The 19,726-nt window shown below is 68.0% G+C and carries 17 protein-coding genes; 2 read left to right on the top strand and 15 right to left on the bottom strand.

From position 1 onward, the window contains the following. Positions 1-33 precede the first annotated feature (33 nt). From AC1RDS_RS07170 to AC1RDS_RS07200, 7 genes are all read right to left on the bottom strand, one after another. Complete coding sequence (locus tag AC1RDS_RS07170) at positions 34-816, bottom strand: enoyl-CoA hydratase/isomerase family protein (protein WP_348682778.1); 783 nt, start codon at positions 814-816, stop codon at positions 34-36. 75 nt (positions 817-891) lie between these two features. After that, positions 892-2,709, bottom strand: coding sequence for an AMP-dependent synthetase/ligase (locus tag AC1RDS_RS07175; RefSeq protein ID WP_348682779.1), 1,818 nt, complete (start codon positions 2,707-2,709; stop codon positions 892-894). Next, positions 2,706-3,539: an ABC transporter ATP-binding protein gene (locus AC1RDS_RS07180; protein ID WP_092697401.1), complete on the bottom strand. Its 834-nt coding sequence runs from the start codon at positions 3,537-3,539 to the stop codon at positions 2,706-2,708. The genes AC1RDS_RS07175 and AC1RDS_RS07180 overlap by 4 nt, the downstream gene beginning before the upstream one ends. Before the next feature lie 178 nt (positions 3,540-3,717). Further along, a complete protein-coding gene (locus AC1RDS_RS07185; RefSeq protein WP_092697267.1) occupies positions 3,718-4,911 on the bottom strand; it encodes an ABC transporter substrate-binding protein in 1,194 nt (397 codons plus the stop codon). Positions 4,912-4,963: 52 nt separating this feature from the next. After that, entirely contained in the window at positions 4,964-6,001 is a 1,038-nt protein-coding gene (locus tag AC1RDS_RS07190; protein ID WP_092697268.1) for a branched-chain amino acid ABC transporter permease, read from the bottom strand. Further along, on the bottom strand, positions 6,001-6,882 hold the full coding sequence (locus tag AC1RDS_RS07195) for a branched-chain amino acid ABC transporter permease (RefSeq protein WP_092697269.1): 882 nt from the start codon (positions 6,880-6,882) through the stop codon (positions 6,001-6,003). Before AC1RDS_RS07195 ends, AC1RDS_RS07190 begins: the two co-directional genes overlap by 1 nt. Continuing rightward, entirely contained in the window at positions 6,879-7,736 is an 858-nt protein-coding gene (locus AC1RDS_RS07200; protein ID WP_348682780.1) for an ABC transporter ATP-binding protein, read from the bottom strand. The genes AC1RDS_RS07195 and AC1RDS_RS07200 overlap by 4 nt, the downstream gene beginning before the upstream one ends. 127 nt (positions 7,737-7,863) lie before the next feature. On the opposite strand from AC1RDS_RS07200, the gene AC1RDS_RS07205 reads away from it, so the two are divergent. Then, on the top strand, positions 7,864-8,601 hold the full coding sequence (locus AC1RDS_RS07205) for a TetR/AcrR family transcriptional regulator (protein ID WP_092697271.1): 738 nt from the start codon (positions 7,864-7,866) through the stop codon (positions 8,599-8,601). Between the two features lie 63 nt (positions 8,602-8,664). Here AC1RDS_RS07205 and cueR read toward each other — a convergent pair whose 3' ends face one another. Together cueR and AC1RDS_RS07215 are read right to left on the bottom strand one after the other, a co-directional pair. Further along, entirely contained in the window at positions 8,665-9,120 is a 456-nt protein-coding gene (gene cueR, locus AC1RDS_RS07210; RefSeq protein WP_348682781.1) for a Cu(I)-responsive transcriptional regulator, read from the bottom strand. Continuing rightward, positions 9,117-9,314 (bottom strand): heavy-metal-associated domain-containing protein, encoded by a 198-nt coding sequence (locus AC1RDS_RS07215; protein WP_026437668.1) that lies wholly within the window; start codon positions 9,312-9,314, stop codon positions 9,117-9,119. The genes cueR and AC1RDS_RS07215 overlap by 4 nt, the downstream gene beginning before the upstream one ends. Positions 9,315-9,465: 151 nt before the next feature. Here AC1RDS_RS07215 and AC1RDS_RS07220 point away from each other — a divergent pair, with 151 nt between their 5' ends. Then, the gene (locus AC1RDS_RS07220) at positions 9,466-11,694 is read left to right on the top strand and encodes a heavy metal translocating P-type ATPase (protein WP_348682782.1); all 2,229 of its coding nucleotides are present in this window, start codon (positions 9,466-9,468) and stop codon (positions 11,692-11,694) included. Between the two features lie 61 nt (positions 11,695-11,755). Here the strand turns inward: AC1RDS_RS07220 and AC1RDS_RS07225 are convergent, their stop codons facing one another. The 6 genes from AC1RDS_RS07225 to AC1RDS_RS07250 form a co-directional block, all read right to left on the bottom strand. Then, positions 11,756-12,976, bottom strand: a complete 1,221-nt coding sequence (locus tag AC1RDS_RS07225; protein WP_092697274.1) for a beta-ketoacyl-[acyl-carrier-protein] synthase family protein — start codon at positions 12,974-12,976, stop codon at positions 11,756-11,758. Next, on the bottom strand, positions 12,973-13,209 hold the full coding sequence (locus AC1RDS_RS07230; RefSeq protein WP_425285644.1) for a phosphopantetheine-binding protein: 237 nt from the start codon (positions 13,207-13,209) through the stop codon (positions 12,973-12,975). Before AC1RDS_RS07230 ends, AC1RDS_RS07225 begins: the two co-directional genes overlap by 4 nt. Before the next feature lie 65 nt (positions 13,210-13,274). After that, entirely contained in the window at positions 13,275-14,108 is an 834-nt protein-coding gene (locus AC1RDS_RS07235) for an alpha/beta hydrolase (protein ID WP_092697276.1), read from the bottom strand. Beyond that, positions 14,105-17,200 carry an efflux RND transporter permease subunit gene (locus AC1RDS_RS07240; RefSeq protein ID WP_092697277.1) on the bottom strand — a complete coding sequence of 1,032 codons (3,096 nt, stop codon included), beginning with the start codon at positions 17,198-17,200 and terminating at the stop codon, positions 14,105-14,107. Before AC1RDS_RS07240 ends, AC1RDS_RS07235 begins: the two co-directional genes overlap by 4 nt. Next, positions 17,197-18,426 carry an efflux RND transporter periplasmic adaptor subunit gene (locus tag AC1RDS_RS07245; RefSeq protein WP_348682783.1) on the bottom strand — a complete coding sequence of 410 codons (1,230 nt, stop codon included), beginning with the start codon at positions 18,424-18,426 and terminating at the stop codon, positions 17,197-17,199. The genes AC1RDS_RS07240 and AC1RDS_RS07245 overlap by 4 nt, the downstream gene beginning before the upstream one ends. Positions 18,427-18,451: 25 nt before the next feature. Beyond that, on the bottom strand, positions 18,452-19,726 hold the full coding sequence (locus tag AC1RDS_RS07250; protein WP_348682784.1) for a TolC family protein: 1,275 nt from the start codon (positions 19,724-19,726) through the stop codon (positions 18,452-18,454).

Here is a 19,726-nt window from a genome sequence, read left to right on the forward strand (position 1 = left end):
GCAGAACTCCTGGAAATGAAAAAAAGGGTGCGTTCAGCGGCCCTGGAACCGGGGCTTGCGCTTGTCGACGAACGCTTGCAGGCCTTCGCGCATGTCGGCGGTGTGGGCGCAGGTGTCGAACGACTGGGCCTCGGCCGCCAGTTGCGCGCCCAGGTCGCGGTCAAAGCTGGTGCGCAGCAGGCGGCGCATCTGGCCGTAGGCCTTGGTGGGGCCGTTGGCCAGGCGCTCGGCGAAGGCCTGGGTGGTGCGGTCCAGTTCGGGGGCGGGCACCACGCGGTTGACCAGACCCAGGCGCAGTGCGTCGTCGGCGGTGAACGCGTCGCCCAGCAGCGCAATTTCCAGCGCGTGGCGCAGGCCCACCAGGCGCGGCAGCGCCCACGAGCCGCCGACGTCGCAGCTGGTGCCCAGGTTGATGTAGGCCAGGTTGAACTTGGTGCCGTCGGCGGCCAGCACGAAGTCGCACATCAGCATCAGCGACAGGCCACCGCCCGCCGCTGCGCCATGCACCTGGGCGATGACGGGCGCGTCGATCTGTTGCAGCAGCTGCAGCGTGGCGTTCAGCGGGACCAGCAGGTCGCGTGCGCCCTGGGCCGGGTTGGCGTGCAGCGTGGCCAGGTCGCCCCCGGCAATGAAGGCGCGGCCCGCGCCCTTGAGCACCACGGCGCGCACGCCAGTGTCGGCGGCGATGGCCCGCACCGCAGCGAGCAGGGCCTGGGCCATCGGCAGGTCCAGCGCGTTCAGGGCTTCGGGGCGGTTGAATTGCAGGGTGACGATGGCGCCCTGGCGGGAGACGATCAGGGGAGTGTTGCCGGACATGGTGTGCTACTGAAAAAAAGAGCATTCAGCGGTTTGCTGGAAAACGTTGAAGGCCAATGTGGTTAAAGAATGTGCTCAGACATACAGCGCCTCGATATCGGCGGCGTAGGTCTTGTAAATGCTGGAGCGCCGCACCTTCATGGTGGCGGTGACTTCGCCGTCGTCGTGGTCCAGTTCCTTGGGTAAAAGGTGGAACTTTCGGATCTGCGCCACCTGCGCCAGCTTGGCGTTGCCGGTGGCGATCTCGGCGTCGATGAGTGCGCGCACCTGCGGTGTTTCGACCAGCGAGCGGAAATGCGTGAACGGGATGCGCTGCGCCTCGGCCCATTTGCCCACGGTTTCATAGTCGAGCATGACCAGCGCGCCGACGAACTTGCGCCCCTCGGCCACGATGACGCATTCCTTGATGTAGGGGCTGGCCTTCATCGTGTTCTCGATCTCGGACGGCGTGAGGTTCTTGCCGCCCGCCGTGATCATGATGTCCTTGAGGCGGTCCACGATTTTGAGCTGACCGTCCACCAGGCGCACCACGTCGCCGGTGTGCAACCAGCCGCCGACGATGCTTTGCGCCGTGGCCTCGGGGTTGTTGTAGTAGCCCGCGAACACCATCTCGCCCTTGATCTGGAATTCGCCGCCCATGGCGTCGTCGCCGCTCTTGGCGATGCGCCATTCCACGCCATGCGTGGGCACGCCCACGGTGCCCACCACCACGTCGTCGAGCCTGTGGCCGGTGACCATGCCGGTGGATTCGGTCAGGCCGTAGACCTCGACCAGCGGCACGCCCAGCACGCGGAAGAAGCGCACCACCTCGGGCGGAATCGGCGCGGCGCCTGTCAGTGCCACCTTGGCCTCGCGCAGGCCGAGGAAGTTCTGCAGCGCGCGGAACACCAGCCAGTAGCTGAGGGTGAAGGCCAGCATCTCGCCAAAATTCCAGCGTGCGCGCGGCTTGTCGGCCAGCGGCTGGCAGGCGGCGTAGGCCTTGCGGAACAGCGCGCGGCGCAGGCCGCCGGTTTCCTGCAGCTTGATGCTGATGGCGGCGTGCATCTTCTCCCAGATGCGCGGCACGCCCAGGAACATGCTGGGTGCCACCTCGCGCAGATCCTCCTGCACGGTGCGGATGGATTCGCCGAAGTTGACCTGCGAGCCCACATACACCGGCACGAAGGTGGTGAGCATCTGCTCGGCCACATGGCACAGCGGCAGGTAGGACAGGTGCGTGGTGTCGCGCGAGAGTTCGAGCCGGTCCGCGATGCCAGGCACCACGCCGCGGATGTTGCGGTAGGAAATCATCGCGCCCTTGGGCTTGCCGGTCGAGCCCGAGGTGTAGATCATGAGCCCGATGTCGTCGAGCTGCTGGCGCGCCAGCGCGGCCTCGATGTCCGAGCGCTTGCCGTTGTGCGCGCCGAGTTGTTCCACCTCGTCGAAGGGGATGATGAGGCTGCGCACGGCGGGCGCGAAGCTGCGCAGGCCCTTGGTTTCCATGACCACGATCTTTTTCAGGCGCGGCAGATCGGCCAGGGCGTCGAGCACCTTGTCGGTCTGCTCCTGGTCCTCGCAGACGATGATCTCGATGTCGGCGTGGCCCACCACGTAGGCCACCTCGGGCGAGGGGCTGGTGGGGTACACGCCCACGGTGACGGCGCCGACCAGGCCCGCGCCCATCTGCGTGAGCACCCATTCGATGCGGTTCTCGGAGATCACGCCCACATGGCCGCCCTCGGGCAGGCCCAGGGCGCGCAGGCCCAGGCCGAAGTGGCAGGCCCGCTCGAAATACTGCGCCCAGGTGAAGGGCTTCCAGATGCCGAAATCCTTTTGCCGGATGGCGACGCGCGCGGCATCCTGGCGCGCGCGTTCGCGCAGCATCTGGGGCAGGGTGAGTTCGGGGAGGTTCATGACAGCCATCTTTTGCGGCGCTTGTAGTGCTTGATCTCTTTGAAGCTCTTGGCTTCCCCGGCCCCGCCCATGCCGAGGTAGAACTCGCGCACATCGGGGTCGCCCGCCAGGCGCTCGGCCGAGCCGTCGATGACGATCTTGCCGTTCTCCATGATGTAGCCGCGGTGCGCCACGGCCAGGGCCACGGTGGCGTTCTGCTCCACCAGCAGCATGGAAGTGCCGCGCTCGGCGTTGATGCGCGCGATGATGGTGAAGATGTCTTCGACCAGCTTCGGACTCAGGCCCAGCGAGGGTTCGTCGAGCAGGATGAGCTGGGGCTGGGCGATGAGCGCGCGGCCAATGGCCAGCATCTGCTGCTCGCCGCCCGAGAGGTAGCCTGCCAGGCCTTTGCGGCGCTCGTGCAGGCGCGGGAAGTAGGTATAGACGAGGTCGAAGTCGGGCTTGGGCGCACCGTGCTCTGTGTGCTGGCGGCCCGTCAGCGCATAAGTGGCGGCGACCAGGTTTTCTTCGACCGTCAGGTCCTCGAAAACCCGGCGCCCTTCCATCACATGCGAGAGGCCGTTGCGCACCAGCTGCTGCGGCGCCAGCGCGGCGGTGCTCTGGCCGTTGAAGAGAATGCTGCCGCTTTCCAGCGCGCCGTCCTCCAGCGCCAACAGGCCTGACACCGCCTTGAGCGTGGTGCTCTTGCCCGCGCCGTTGCTGCCCAGCAGCGCCACGATCTGGCCGCGCGGCACGGCCAGCGACAGGCCGCGCAGGGCCTGCACGACCTTGTTGTAGATGACCTCGATGTTGTTGACTTCGAGGACGTGAGCAGCCACGGTTTCGTTCATGGGCATGGGTCTAACGTCGCAACGGGTGTGGAGTCAGCGATGGTCGTGATCGCGAGGCCTGCGCGCGGGGCACCGAGCAAGGGCCGCCCCGCAGCGAGGGTGCCGTCCCCCTTCCCGCAGCGCGCAGCGTTGCGAGAGAAGGGGGAAGCGGCGCAGCCGCTCAGGGGGATGTACCGCATCAGAGCTTGATCCAGTCGGAGGCGGCCACCATTTTTTGAGCTTTCATGTCGGCCTTGTAGACGCGGCCCACGGGAATGGAATTGCCCGTGATGGTGATCGGTACGCCGATCAGGCCACCGGTGTCGAAGTCCTTGAGCGTGTTCAGCGCCGCCTTGAGGTTGGCGCCAGTCATCGGCTTGCCGGCGTCCAGCGTGCGCTTGGCCGATTCGAGGAACAGCATGGCGGCCAGGAAGCCCTGGATGTAGGCCGTGCTCTGGTAATCCGGGCGCATGGCGCGGATCTTTTCCAGCATGGGCGCCTTCTCGGTGTCGTAGTAGTAGCGGAAGGGCATCACGCCCATGAAGCCGTCGCCGTCCGGGCCCATCTTCATGACGGTGGAGCTGTCCATGGTCCAGAAGGTGCCCATCCACTTGCTGGTCATGCCCTGCTGCTTGCCCTGGGTGATGAACTCGGGGATGGGCGCCAGGATGTAGCCGTGGAAGATGGTGTAGTCGGGTGCGGCGCGGCGCAGCTTGATGACTTCGGTGGACACGTCCACGCTGCCGGCGGGCGTCATGAGCTTGACGACGACGTTCAGGCCGAGCTTCCTGGCTTCGGCCTCGCTTTTCTCGATGGGGTCGCGGCCGAACTCGGAGTCGGAATAGACGAAGGCCACCTTGGCGCCGGGTTTTTCCTTGGCGATGTGCTTGAGCAGGATGCTGAACATCTCCGTGTAGTCGGGGCCGACCAGGAACTGGTGGGGGTACTTCTTGGGATCGTTCAGTTCGGAGGCGAACGAGGCGCCCGCCATCAGGATGTTGCCGTTGCGGTCCAGCTCCGGGTTGATGGTCTTGGCGAAGCCCGTGGAGTCGCCGTAGTAGACGTTGACCTTGTTCTGGCTGGTGATCTTCTTGAACGTGGCCACCGACACATCGACCTTGTAGCCCGTGTCCTCGGGCACGTACTTGACCTTGCGGCCCTTGATGCCACCCGCGTCGTTGACGATCTTCACGTAGTCCTGGATGCCGGCGTTGATGCCCACGCCTGCGAAGGCGAAGACGCCCGTCATGGGGATGGAGCCACCGATGACGATCTCTTCGGCGCCCTGCGCGAGCACCGACAACGGGTGCGTGAGCGCGGCGGCGCCTGCGGCTGCGGCTGCGGCGCCCAGCATCAGGCTGCGGCGCCGGGGGGAAATGCGTTGCTGGTCCATGCTTGTCTCCTTCGGTTGTGATGTAGTGGCAGGAAAGCGGGGTGTGGTGGCTTCAGTTGCGGAAGGGCCACAGGTGGAAGAAGCGGCGGACGCGCCGCCACACTTCGGCCAGGCCGTGCGGCTCGAACACCAGAAAACCGATGATCAGCAGACCGAAGATGATGGTGCGCACGGGCGAGAGGAACACCGTGTATTCGGTGCTGTTGGGCAGCAGGTCGAACACCAGCTTGAGCAGTTCGGGCACCATGGTCATGAACACCGCGCCGAGGATGCCGCCGAGGATGGAGCCCATGCCGCCGACGATGATGGCCGCGAGAAAGAAGATGGACATCAGCAGCGGAAAGCTCTCGGGCGTGACCACGCGGAAGAAGTAGGCCCATAGGCCGCCCGCCACGCCGGCATAGAACGACGACAGGCCGAACGACAGCAGCTTGTAGCGCAGCAGCGGAATGCCCAGCACCTCGGCCGAGATGTCGCGGTCGCGGATGGCGATGAAGGCGCGGCCGATGCGCGTGCGGAACAGGTTGGCCGCGCCCAGCAGCATGAGGATGGTGACGGGAACGATCAGCCAGTACAGGCGGAACGAGGTGTCCAGCGGCAGGCCGAACAGGCTGGCGGGCGGCACGCTCAGGCCGCCGGTGCCGCCGGTGAACTTCCAGTTGGCAAAGATGAAGTGCGCGATGAACGATGCCGCGATGGTGGCAATGGCCAGGTACAGCCCCTTGACGCGCAGCGACGGAATCCCCACCACCAGCCCGCCCAGCATGGCGACAAATCCGCCGGCCAGCAGGTTGAGCAGGAAGGGTGTGCCCAGGCGCGTTTCCAGCACCGCAACCGTGTAGGCGCCCAGCCCCATGAAGGCCGCCTGGCCCAGGCTCACCAGCCCGGTGTGGCCCGTGAGGATGTTGAGCCCCGTGGCACTGGCCACATTGATGCTGACCAGGCAGGCGAGGTAGAGCCAGTAGTCGCTGGCCATGAAGGGGAACAGCACGAGCAGCGCGGCGGCCACGGCCAACCATGCCTTTTGCGTGCGCGAGTCGAACAGCGCGGCGTCGGCGACATAGGTTTCCTTGAGGGTTCCGATACGCATCAGAGTCTCTCTATCTCGTGGGTGCCGAACAGGCCATAGGGGCGGACCATGAGGATGCCGACCAGCACGATGAAGGTGGCGAGCAGCTTGTATTCGCCGCCCAGGTAGGCACCGGCCAGGGCTTCGACCAGGCCGATGCACAGGCCGCCGACGAGCGCGCCCAGCACGCTGTCGAGCCCGCCGACGATGACGACGACCAGCACCGACAGGCCGAACACGCCCATGCTGGACGAGATGCCGCCGATCGAGCCGACGATGACCCCGGAGATGGCCGCCAGCATGGCCGACGCCACCCAGGCCAGCGAGAACACGCGCGGCACGTTGATGCCCACGGAATACGCCGCGGCCTGGTCGCTGGCCGTGGCGCGCAGCGCCACGCCGCCGCGCCAGAAGCGGAACACCAGCAGCACGGCGGCGATGAACAGCACCGCGATCACCGCGCCCCAGAACACCTTGGGTGCGAGGAAGGCATCGCCCACCATGATGGGCTGCGTGGGCATGAAGTCGGGCAGGCGGCGTTGGTCGGCGCTCCAGATCATTTCGACCAGGCCCACCAGCACCGAGCCCAGGCCCACCGTGACCATGAAGACCGAGATGGGCGGCTCACCCAGCAGCGGCCGGATCATGGTGCGCTCGATCAGCGCGCCCAGCAGGCCAGTGCCGAGCACGGCGGCCGGAATGGCCAGCCACAGCGGCAGCGCCATCATGGAGGCAAAGGTGAAGAACAGGTAGGCGCCCACCATCAGCAGCTCGCCGATGGCGATGTTGACCACGCGCGTAGCCTTGTAGACCATCACGAAGGCCAGCGCCGCCAGGGCGTAGAGGCCGCCGCTGGCAATGCCGGTGAGGCTGATCTCGAACAGATAGGCCCAATCCATCATGCGGCTCCTTGCGCGGTGGTGGCACCCGCCTGCAGCTTGCGGCGCAGGTCACCCACGTCGCCCGAGCCGAGGTAGGCGCGGTTGACCTCGGGGTCGGCCTGCACCACGGCGGGCGTGCCCTGCGCGATCACCTGGCCGAAGTTGAGCACCACCACGTGGTCGGACAGGTCCATCACCATGCCCATGTCGTGCTCCACCATCAGCACCGTCACGCCCCATTCGGCGCGCACGTCGAGGATGAAGCGCGCCATGTCTTCCGTCTCCTCGCGGTTCATGCCGGCCACGGGCTCGTCGAGCATCAGGATCTCGGGCTGCATGGCCAGGGCACGCGCCATTTCCACGCGCTTTTGCAGGCCGTAGGGCAGGGCCGCGACTGGCGCGTGGCGTATGTGGTCGATTTCGAGGAAGTCGATGATGCGCTCCTCGATGTCGCGGCGCAGCTCGGCCTCTTCGCGGCGTGCGCGGCCCATGTACAGCAGCGCGTCGAATACGTTGGTCTGGAGGTGCGCGTGGCGGCCGAGCTTGATGTTGTCGAGCACTGTCATGCCGCGGAACAGTGCGATGTTCTGGAAGCTCCGCCCCAGGCCCATGCGGGCGCGCTGCGGCGCGGGGATGCGCGTGATGTCCTGGCCCTTGAACCGGATGCTGCCTTGTGACGGCCGGTAGAAGCCCGAGATGGTGTTGAACAGCGAGGTCTTGCCGGCGCCGTTGGGGCCGATCACGGCGGTGATGGTGCCTGGCTGCACATCCAAGCCCACGCCCGACAGCGCCTTCACGCCACCAAAGGTGAGCGTGACGCCATCGACCTCCAGCAGGGGGGCGGTGGCAGGGCCACGGGGTTGGTTGGTCTCCATCGGGCTCTTATGCGGGTTTGTTCGCACCTGTAGATTTCTACTTTTACGTAAACTGTTTACTCACGAGTAGATTCTTGGGTCAGCCACCTTCCCCGGGCATCGGTAGTTTCCCGATGCGATAAGCACCATGAACCCAGCAACGGCCGCCAAGACCCCGAAGATCCCCAAGAAGACGGCATCGGCCGTGGCATCGCCCTGGGCTACCGCCCCCGATCGAGAGCAGCAGCGCGAGGCCAAGCGCCAGGCCGTGCTGCAGGCGGCCGCGCAGTTGTTCAACGAGCGCGGGTTTCACGCCACCTCGCTCGACGACATCGCCGCGCGGCTTCATGTGACCAAGCCCACGCTGTACTACTACGTGAAGAACAAGGACGAGATCCTGCTGCAGTGCGTGAGCCAGGGGCTGCAGATGACGCTGGAAGGCATCGAAGCCTCGCGCCAGGCCGGTGGCAACGCGGTGGACCAGCTGCGCGCCTGCATGCAGGTGTATGCCGACATCGTGATGCAGCCCTTTGGCATGTGCCTGATCCGTGTGGGTGACGAAGAGGTGCCCGAGCCCAGCCGCACGGAGCTGCGCCGCATGAAGTCCGAGATCGACCAGGCTTTCAGGCGTCTGGTGGCCCAAGGGGTGCAAGAGGGTTCGCTGCAGCCGTGCGACCCGAAGATGACGGCCTTTGTGATCGCCGGCGCCCTGAGCTGGATCGGCCGCTGGTACCAGCCCGGCGGCGAATACACGCCCGAGCAGGTGGTGCAGCAATGCATTGCCACGCTGTGCGAGGGGGTGCTGCGGCGACCCGAGCCGCTGACGGCCGTTCCCGCCAAGCGCGGGGCTGCTCCTGCCGTGGCGCGCAGGACAGCCATCAGGTGAGCTGTAGGCGCCGATTGCGGTAGGGGGCGGTTTTACGGACGTTTTCGTGAAAAGCGCAAAACGCTATCGATACAGTAATTTTTTGGGCAGCGCATCGGGTGATTCGGGCGCTGCCGCCAGGTCGTCCAATATCGGGCAATCGGGCCGGTCGTTGCCCTGGCAGCACGACACCAGGGTTTGCAGCGTGCGCTGCATGGCCTGCATGGCGGCGATGCGGGCCGCCAGGTCGTCGATGTGGCCCTGGGCTATGCGCTTGACGCTGGCGCTGGCGCGTCCCTTGTCCTGCCACAGCGCCAGCAGTTCGCGGATTTCTTCCATGGCAAAGCCCAGCGTGCGGGCGCGCCCGATGAAGCGCAGCGCGTGCACGTCGGCCTCGGTGTATTGGCGGTAGCCGCTGTCGGTGCGGCCCACGGGGGGCAGCAGGCCCAGCGATTCGTAGTGGCGCACCATGCGCGCCGATACGCCGGCGCGCCGGGCGGCCTCGCCAATGGGCACGGGCCAGCCTGGGGTGGGGGTCATGCGGTGACCTGGTAGCCCTCTTCGGCAATGGCGGCGGCCAGGGCCTCGCGGGGCTGGGTGCTGTCGATATCGACGCGGTTTTGTGCGCGGTCGATGCGCACGGTGGCGGCGGGGTCGAGCTGCTGCACGGCCTGGGTGACGGCGCGTTCGCAGTGGCCGCAGGTCATGCCCTGGACTTGAAGGGTGTATTGCATGCGATTTCTCCGGTGAAAAAATGACGACACCGATATGGTGAACCTTGACATGGTGGCATAGTCAAGAACCGATGAAAGCACTGGTGGCGGCGCGGTTGTTCGCTGCACTGACTTGACCTTGCCATCATGGCAAGGATTACGGTAACCCTTTATGAACACAACTGCCACTCCCCCCGAACCGCTGGACACCCTGGACCTGGGCATCGGCGGCATGACCTGTGCCAGCTGCGTGGGCCGCGTCGAGCGCGCGCTGCGCAAGGTGCCGGGCGTGCAGGATGCCACCGTGAACCTGGCCACCGAGTCGGCGCGCATCGTCTATGGGGTGCCGCCCGATGCGACAGGCCCGGCCATGGATGCCCTGCTGCGCCGCGCCGTGCGCAATGCGGGCTACGAGCCGCGCGCGGCAGGGCAGGACGATGCGCCCGAAGACCTGTCGCCCTGGGCCGGCTTTTTGCCGGTGGGCGTGGGCCTGCTGCTGTCGGCCCCGCTGGTGCTGCCCATGCTGGGCGATCTGTTCGGCCAGCACTGGATGCTGCCGGCCTGGGTGCAGTTTGCGCTGGCCACCCCGGTGCAGTTCATTCTGGGGGCGCGGTTCTACAAGGCGGGCTGGTATGCGCTGAAGGCGCTGACGGGCAATATGGATCTGTTGGTGGCCATTGGCACGTCGGCGGGCTGGGGCTTGTCGATGTGGCTGTGGCTGACGGCGCACGAGGGGCATGCGCCGCACCTGTACTTCGAGGCGTCTGCCGTGGTGGTCACGCTGGTGCTGCTGGGCAAGTGGCTGGAGGCGCGCGCCAAGCGCCAGACCACGGCGGCCATCCGCGCGCTGCACGCGCTGCGCCCCGATGTGGCCCACATGCTGGGGCGTGACGGCGAGGTGGATGTGCCGGTGGCCGAGGTGATGGCGGGCGACCGGCTGGTGGTGCGCCCGGGCGAGCGCATTCCGGTGGATGGCCGCATTCTGGAGGGCCACACCCAGGTGGACGAGTCCATGCTCACCGGCGAACCCCTGCCCGTGACGCGCGAGGTGGGCGCGCCGCTGACCGGCGGCTCCATCAATGGCGACGGCCGGGTGGTGATGCAGGTCTCGGCGGTGGGTGCCGAGACGGTGCTGTCGCGCATCATCCGCCTGGTCGAGGATGCGCAGGCCGCCAAGGCGCCCATCCAGCGCCTGGTCGATCAGGTGTCGGCGGTGTTCGTGCCGGTGGTGCTGGTGGTGGCGCTGGCCACGCTGCTCGTCTGGCTGTGGACGGGCACGGGTTTCGAGGCGGCAGTGATCCACGCCGTGGCCGTGCTGGTGATTGCCTGCCCCTGCGCGCTGGGACTGGCCACGCCGGCGGCCATCATGGCGGGCACTGGGGTGGCGGCGAAGCACGGCATTCTCATCAAGGACGCGCAGGCGCTGGAGCTGGCGCACAAGGTGGATGTGGTGGCCTTCGACAAGACCGGCACCCTCACCGTGGGCCGGCCCCGGCTGACCGCCTTCGAGGTGGCGCCGGGCCAGGACGAGGCGGCCGTGCTGGCGGCCGTGGCCAGCGTGCAAAGCGGCAGCGAGCACCCGCTGGCCCGGGCCGTGGTGGCGGCTGCGCAAGAGCGCGGCCTGCAGCCCGTGGCGCCCGACGGCGTGCGCGCCGCGCCGGGGCGCGGCACCGAGGGCGAGGTGCAGGCGCGCAGCTACCTGGTGGGCAGCCTGCGCTGGATGGCCGAACTGGGTGTGGGGCTGGGTGCGCTGGCGGTGCGGGCTGCCGAGTTGCAGAGCACGGGCGCCACGGTGTCGGCCCTGGCCGAGCGCACCACCGACGGGCTGGCCCTGCGCGCCATTCTGGCTTTTGGCGATGAGCCCAAGGCTGGCGCGCGCGAGGCGCTGGCGGCCCTGCGCGCCCTGGGCGTGCGCACGGTGATGGTTTCGGGCGACAACCGGGGCGCGGCCGAGGCCATGGCCCGGCGCCTGGGGCTGGACCCCGATGCGGGCGAGGTGATGGCCGAGGTGCTGCCGGGCGACAAGGCGGCCCGCGTGCAGGCGCTGCAGGCCGGGGGCCACACCGTGGCCATGGTGGGCGACGGCGTGAATGACGCGCCCGCCCTGGCCGCCGCCGATGTCGGCATGGCCATGGGCAACGGCACCGACGTGGCCATGCACGCCGCCGGCATCACGCTGATGCGCGGCGACCCGATGCTGGTGGCGGCGGCCCTGGACATCTCGCGCCGCACGGTGGCGAAAATCCGGCAGAACCTGTTCTGGGCCTTTGTCTACAACGTGGCCGGCATTCCGCTGGCGGCGCTGGGCTACCTGAACCCGGTGGTGGCGGGCGCGGCCATGGCGCTGAGTTCGGTGAGCGTGATGGCCAATGCGCTGTTGTTAAAACGCTGGCGAATGTAAGAATTTCCGGTCGCCCAGGCGGCGGTTCACCATCCGCTGAACGAATGGTGGGGCAATGGAATCAATGGTCGCGTCCAGCGATGAGCACGGCATTCGTGCCGCCGAAGGCGAACGAATTGGACAAGGCATAGCGCAGTTGCGGTGCGTCGCGTGCGGCGCCACGCACCAGATCCAGCCTGAAGGCCGGGTCGGCCCCTGATAGATGCGCCGTGGGCGGCAGGCAACGCCTCTCCAGGGCACGCAGCACGGCCACCATTTCCACCGCCCCGCCCGCGCCCAGCAAGTGGCCGTGGATGGCCTTGGTCGAGCTCACGGGCGTTGTGTTGCCGAACACCTCGGCCACGGACTGCGCTTCTGCGGCATCGCCCGCCAGGGTTGCCGTGCCATGGGCATTGATATAGCCAATGTCCGAAGGGGCCAGCCCCGCATCCTGCAGTGCGGCACGCATGGCGCGGGTCTGGCCTGCGGCCTGTGGCTGGGTGATGTGCATGGCGTCGCAGTTGGTGGCATAGCCGGCCAGGAAGAGTGGCGAGCGTGCGCCGCGCGCCTGCGCATGCGCTTCGGATTCCAGCACCAGCGCCGCCGCGCCTTCGCCCAGGGCGAAGCCCGCGCGGTCGGCAGAGAACGGACGACAGGCCGTGGCGGCATCGGCATCCTCGCGCAGCGGCGCAAGCACGCGCATGGCATGCCAGCTGGCCAGAACACCCGGGGTCAGCATGGCCTCGTGTCCCCCGGCGATGGCGATGTCGATCCAGCCGGCGCGCAGGGCCCGCAGCGCCTCGCCAATGGCCACGGCGGAAGAGGCGCAGGCACAGGCGTAGGTGAGCGATGCCCCCCGGGCGCCGTGGCGCAGTGCCAGTTCGGCTGCGGCGGCGTTGGGCATGGTAGTGAGCACCGTGGTGGGGCGCATTCGCCGGTGCTGGCCATAGAGCGCCTGGCAGGTGGCATCGAAGCTGGCCGAGCCGCCCATGCCGCTGCCCCAGAAGATCCCCAGCCTTTGCGGGTCTGTTGCCCCGAGGTCCGCGGCCTGCAGGGCCGACTGGGCCGCGGCCAGGGCCATGGCCGTGCCGCGGTCCACCGGCAGGTTGGAAGGTGCGCGTGCCGCGCTTTCGTCGAATGCGCATGGCGCCACGGGCAGCAGCATGGGGTCCAGACCGGGCAGGGTCAGTGCATGCGCCCGCACCGAGGAGTGCCCACGGAACAGGCGGTCATCGAACGGCGTCAGTTCGTTGCCCAGTGGCGTGACGATGCCGTAGCCCGCGATGCGTACCGGCCTGTTCATGCGCCGGTACCGGTGGCGGGTGCAGCCTGCAGCGCCTCGATCACATCGCAGACATGCTGCAGGGTGATGCCGCCCTGGCGGGGGTCGAGCAGGTCTTCGGGGATGCGCAGGTGAAATGTGTCTTCGGCGTTGAAAACGAACTCCATGAGCGACAGGGAATCCAGTCCGATCTCTTCCAGGCAGATGCCGGGGCTCAGCCGGGCCGGGTCGACGTGGAATTTCTGCTCCAGCATGGAGCACAGGGTGGTGTAGGTATCGGTGTGCATGGTGATTGGCGTGGAAGCCACGGCAACGCTCTTCAGGGCGCGGTGGCAAGGGATGAAGGCGCCACCCGGTCCGGTCCGGGAGCGGCGTGGGGCTGCACCACGAATGCGGCGGTTTCGCTGGCGACCTGCTGGCGGTCGTTGTCGATGCAAACCATGTGGTAGCTGTTGTCCAGCACCAGGGTGCGCAGGCGGGATGCGCCCAGCCCCCGGGCAAGCAGGTCGAGGTTGGCCAGGCTGGCTACCTCGTCTTCGCGGGCATGGATGGCCAGCACACGCGGGCATTGCACCCGTCCCAGGTGGTTGCGCACATGCCGGATCAAGCGGTCGTGTTCGCGCAGGTGGCCTATGCCCAGTACGGCCGCGCCGGCGCACGAGATGCGGCGCTGCTGGAGCTCGCGTTCGATCCAGGCGCGCACGCGCTCGTTCTTCACGCCATAGGGCGGGCGTTCGCGGTAGCTCCACCAGCGGCCCAGCGGCGTGTACAGCGCCAGCGGCAGCAGCCACTGGGTGCGCGGAATGGCCCAGCCGTCGAAGCGCAGCGTGGTGGACATGAGCACCATGGCGTCTATCCGCGTGCCGCAGTGGATGGCCGCGCCCAATGCGAGCGATGCGCCGGCCGAGATGCCCACGAGCGCCACGCGCGCATGCGTGCGCCGCAGCGCGTCCACCTCGGCTTCGATGGCAGCGATCCATGTGTGCCAGGCGCTGGCCCGCTGCACAGGGGCCGTCGGGTCGAACGAGTACCCCGCAATGCGCAGCGCCACCACCGTGCACCCCGCCGAACGCAGCGCCGGATGCAGGGACATCAGTTCGTCGGGGGTGCTGCACAAGCCATGCAGCAGCAGCACGGCGGTGCCCTGCGTCATGTGATGGCTCCGGGTTCGCCGGTGGCGGGGGTCTGCCTGCGGGGCGCAAACCACGCCACATACAGCGCTGGCAGCACCACCAGGGTCAGCAGCGTGGCCGTCACCAGGCCGCCGATCACCACGATGGCCAGGGGGCGCTGCGTCTCGGCGCCGATCTCGTGCGACAGCGCCATGGGCAGCAGGCCCAGCATGGCCAGCAGCGCCGTCATGAGCACCGTGCGCAGGCGCTGCATGGAACCCTGGCGCACGGCCTCGACCACGCCCATGCCGCTGGCCTGCAGCTGCTGGTAAACCGACAGCATCACCACCCCGTTGAGCACGGCCTGCCCGGACAGCGCGATGAAGCCGATGGCTGCCGACACCGACAGAGGAATGCCGAACACCCACAGCGCGACAAAGCCGCCGACGAGTGCCAGTGGCACGTTGATGAGGATCAGAGAGGCCGTCTTGAACGACTTGAAGGCGTCGAACAGCAGCACGAAGATCAGCAGCAGCGAGATCGGCACCACGACCGACAGGCGCTTCATGGCGCGTTCCTGGTTCTCGAACTCGCCCGACCAGTTGAGCTGGTAGGTGTCGGGAATCTCCACGTTGCGCGCCACGCGCTCTTTCATGTCGGCCACTACGGAGCCCATGTCGCGGCCCTGGATGAAGATGCCGATGGCGGTGGTGCGCCGCCCGGCCTCGCGGGCGATGTTCATGGCGCCCATGCCCTCGCGGATGTTGGCCACGGCCGAGAGCGGCACGTAGCCGCCGTCGGAGGTGGCAATCGGCGTGCGTGGCAGGTTGGCGATGACGCGCTCGTCCTTGGGCAGGCGCACGGCCACGGCGAACTTGCGTTCGCCCTCCCACAGGCTGGTGGCGGCCTTGCCGGCGAGCGCCGCCTCGATCACGTCCTGCACGTCACCCACGTTCAGGCCGTAGCGCGCGGCGCGGTCGCGGTTGATTTCGATGAGCAGCTGCGGCACCTGGCCGTCGCGGTCGATCTCGGCACGCGCCACGCCCTGCACCTGCTTGATCTCGCGCGCTATTGAATCGGTGATGCGCTTCATCTCGGCAAGGTCATCGCCCGCGAGCTTGATCACGATCTGGCCCTTGATCTGCGAGATGGATTCGAGCACGTTGTCGCGGATGGGCTGGGAGAAGGCCGGGTCGATGCCGGGGATGCCAGAGAGTGCGCGGCTCATCTCCTCGGTGATCTTCTCGCGCGTCATACCGGCGCGCCATCGGTCCTCGGGCTTCACGTCCACGAAGATTTCGGCCATGGAGATGGTCTTGGGGTCGGTTCCGTCCTCGGGCTGGCCGGCCTTGGAGACCGTGGTGTTGACCTCGGGCACCGTGAGCAGCGCCTTGCGCGCCATGCGCAGGATGCGCGTGGCCTCCTCGCTCGATACCGTGGGGGAGAGCGCGAAGTTGACCCAGGTGGTGCCCTCGTTGAGTTCGGGCAGGAATTCCGAACCCAGGCGCGAGGCCACCACGCCCGACAGGCCAAAGGCGGCCAGGGCGATCACCACCACCTTGCGGCGGTGTATGAGGGCCCAGTCGAGGATGGGCGCGTAGATGCTCTTGGCCGTGTGCACCACGCGGTTGTCGCCATGCGGCAGGCGGCGCTTGAGCATCCAGTAGGCCAGGAGCGGCACCAGCGTGAGCGAGAAGATCAGCGAGCCCACGAGCGCCATGGTCACCGACAGCGCCATGGGCTGGAAGATGCGCCCCTCGTGGCGTTGCAGCGCGAAGATCGGGATATGCGCCGCGATGATGATGAGCATGGAGAACAGCGTGGGCCGGCCGACCTCGTTGGCGGCGTCGATGATGACGTCGCGCCGGTCGCGCTCGTCCATGTCCTCGCCGCGCTCGGCCAGGCGGTGCATGATGTTCTCGACCACGATCACCGCGCCGTCCACGATGATGCCGAAGTCCATGGCGCCCAGGCTCAGCAGGTTGGCCGGCACGCCCATGACCTTCAGGCCCATGAAGGTGGCGAGCAGCGACAGCGGGATCACCACCACCACGGCCAGGCTGGCGCGCAGGTTCGACAGGAAGATGTAGAGCACGAGCGACACGAGCAGCGCGCCTTCCACGAGGTTGCGGAACACCGTGGTCAGCGTCTTGTCCATGAGCCAGGTGCGGTCGTAGAAGGGCACGATCTGCACGCCCGGCGGCAGGCCGCGCGCATTGAGCGCCGCGATCTTGTCCTTCACGCCCTTGAGCACCACGCTGGGGTTCTCGCCCTTGCGCATGATGACGATGCCGGTGACCACGTCGTCGTCCAGATCCTGGCCCACCACGCCCAGGCGCGGCACGGCGCCGGTCTTCACCTCGGCGATGTCGCGGATCAGGATGGGCGTGCCGCCATGCGCGGCCACGACGATGCGGCCGATGTCGTCGGCCGACTGCAGCAGGCCGATGCCGCGGATGGTGTACTGCTGCGCGCCCTGGGCCACGTAGCTGCCACCGGCGTTGGCGTTGCCGCGCCCCAGTGCATCGAGCAGGTTCTGGAAGGTGACCTTGTAGGCGCGCAGCTTGTCGAGGTCGGGCTGCACCTCGTACTGCTTGATGGCGCCGCCCATGGCCACCACGTCGGCCACGCCGGGCACCTGGCGCAGCGCGCGCTCCACGGTCCAGTCCTCGATGGTGCGGATTTCGGTGGTAGAGAGGCCGTCACCCTTGAGGCGGTAGCGCATGATCTCGCCCACGGGTGTGGCGTTGGGAGCGATATTGGCCTGCACGCCGGGCGGCAGGTCCACACTGGAGAGGCGCTCGGCGATCTGCTGGCGCACGATGTTGACGTTGGCCGCGTCGTCGTAGGTGACCACGCTGAACGACAGGCCGAACTGTGTGTGCGAGAACACGCGGATCGAGTTGGGCAGGCCCGCCAGCGCCACCTCGATGGGCAGCGTCACCTGCTTTTCCACCTCTTCGGGCGCGCGGCCAGGGTACAGCGCGATCACCGTGACCTGGGTGTCGGTCACGTCGGGGAAGGCCTCGACGGACAGGCTCTTGAACGCAAAGAAGCCGGCTGCAGCAAACAGCAGCGTGCCCAGGACGATGAACAGCGGCTGGTGCAGGGCGTATTGGATCAGGCGCTTCATTGGTGCGCGCCCTTCTTCATGGCCGCTTCTTCCTGGGCGGATTGGAACTGCCGCGCCAGCAGCAGCACGTTCTGCGTGACGATTTTTTCACCCGCGGCCAGGCCAGTGGCCACCACCACGTCGCGCGGGCCTTCGTGGCCCAGCGTGACGGTGCGCGGCTCGAACACGCCGGGCTCGCGCTGCACGAAGACGGTGTGGACCTTGCCATTGAGCGTCACGGCCTCGGCCGGCACCACGACTCCGCTGCGGCGGCTCTCGTTCACATGCGCGGTGGCCAGCATTTCGGCCTTGAGGCGGCGGTCGGCGTTGGGCACCATGCCGCGCACCTTCAGTGTGCGCGTGGTGGGGTCGATGGCGTCGGCCGTGGCCATCACGCGGCCCGTGAAGGTCTCGCCCGGGTAGGCGGGCACTTGCAGTGTGAAACCGTCTCCGGGGCGCAGCGAGGCGAGGTCGCCTTCGCGCGCATCGATCTGCACCCACAGCGAGGAGGGATCGGTCACCACGAACAGCGCGGGCGCACCGGGGCCCGACTGGTCGGGTCGCAGTTCCTGGCCGGGGTTGAGGTTGCGCTCGACCACCACGCCGCCCATGTTGGCCGAGATGGCGAGTTGCTGGTTCACGGTGGTACCGCCGCCATACAGGCTGGTGCGGGCGGCGGCTCGGGCCACCTCGGCCTGGGCGCGCGCGGCGTCGGCCTCGGTCTGTTCCAGGTCCTTGCGGGCCACGATGCCGGCCTCGAACAGCTCGCGCTGGCGGCGCAGTGCCTGCTGCGCGAGTACCTGGTCGGCATGGGCCTTGGCGGTATCGGCCTGGGCCTGGCCAAAATCGGGCGAGGCCAGCAGGGCCAGCGGGCTACCCGCTTTCACTGTCTGGCCCAGGTCGGCACGGATGGCCGCCACGCGGCCCGCGAACGGCGGGTAGATGCGCTGGGTGCGCTCTTCGTTCCAGACCAGCTTGGCAGGCAGGTCGATGACGATCTCCTTGGCGGGCTGGGCGTCGCTCACCCGCAGCAGGGCGAGCTGTGGATGGTCGGCTGGAAAGCGCAGCTGCGCTCCCTGCACGACGGGAGGTGCGGCTTCGGCGGGGGCTGCTGCGGGGGCGGTGGCTTCACCGCAGCCGGCCAGCAAGGCGCTGCATCCCAGGGCCAGGGCGAGCAGGCTGCGGGTGGTGATGGAGCGCGAGGAGGCGTTGCGCACGCGCAGGTGGAAGGTGAAAGAGTGCACCATGGGTGGGTCCAGGCAAAGAGAAAGATCAGGGGGCCACAGACAGCGTCTGTGGCTGCGTGCGCAACTGCCAGGCGCCGAGGGCCTTGGCGTGTTCGAGGCGGGCGGAGAGCGCTTCCAGCGCGGTGGCGCGCAGGGTTCGGCGGGCGTCGAGCAGGTCGGTGAGCGAGGTGGCGCCCTTGGCGTAGGCGAGTTCGGCGCTTTGCGCCACCTGGCGTGCGCGCGGCAGGATGCCGTTGTCGAAACTGGCGCTGCGCTGCGCGGTACCAGCCGCAGCCTGCTGCAGGTGTTGCAGGTCGAGCTGGGCCAGGCGGCGGGTCTTTTCGAGGGTGTCCTGGGCCTGGGTGTATTCGGCCTGGGCGCGGCCGATCTCGCCTTCGTAGCGGTAGCCCCACTGCAGCGGCACCGAGACGCGCAGTTCTACCAGGCGGTTCGACGTGCCCGGGAAGTGGTCGTACGAGGCGCCGACCGTCCAGTCGGCCTTGCGCAGGGCACTGGCGTGGTCCAGCGCGGCCTGGGCAGCCTGGACGCGGGCCGTGGCCGCGCGCACGTCGGCACGCGCTTCGACCCAGGCGGCCAGGTCACCGCCCGGACCGTTGGGGTCTGACAGGGTGGGCCAGTCGGCCTCCGAGGCCTCCAGTCCGACGCCACGGCCGATCACCTGTGCCAGTGCCAGGGCGGCGTTTTCCTTGTCGAGCAGCGCTGTCTGCGTGTCGGCGCGGGCGCGTTCTGCCTCGATGCTGGTGCGTGCGGCATCCTGCACCGACAGGTCGCCGGCCTGCACGCGCCGCTGGGCCAGGCGTGCCAGTTCCTTGGCACTGCGCTCCATCTCGGCGGTCTCCCGCGCACGCTGCTGGGCGGCCAGCAGGTCGTAATAGGCGGCCAGCGCGGCCTGCAGCTGCTGGACCTGCACCTCGTTCACATCGGCCTGGGCCGCATCGGCGTTGCGCTGGGCGGCCAGCGTGCGCAACGCCCGCTTGTTGCCGCGCTCCCAGGTCCAGTCGATGCCGATGGATTTGTCGATGCGCTTGCGCGTCAGCAGGTTGCCGCCGCCGATGCCGTTCTGCAGGTCGATGGAGGCGGTCTTGGCGCTCAGCACGGGGGCGGGCGCATGGTCGGCGCTCAGGATGTCGGAGCGGGCTGCGGCCAGCGCGTGGCGCGCCAGCGCCACATCGCTGTTGTCGCGTGCCGCTGCCAGCGTCTGTGCCAGCGTGAGGGCGGCGGGGGCGGGCGTGCTTTGCTGGGCCCAGCCGGCCAGGGGGCTGACCAGCGCGGCGATGAAGATCAACTGTCGTATGCTCAT

The organism is Acidovorax sp. GW823-FHT02H02 (assembly GCF_058797075.1).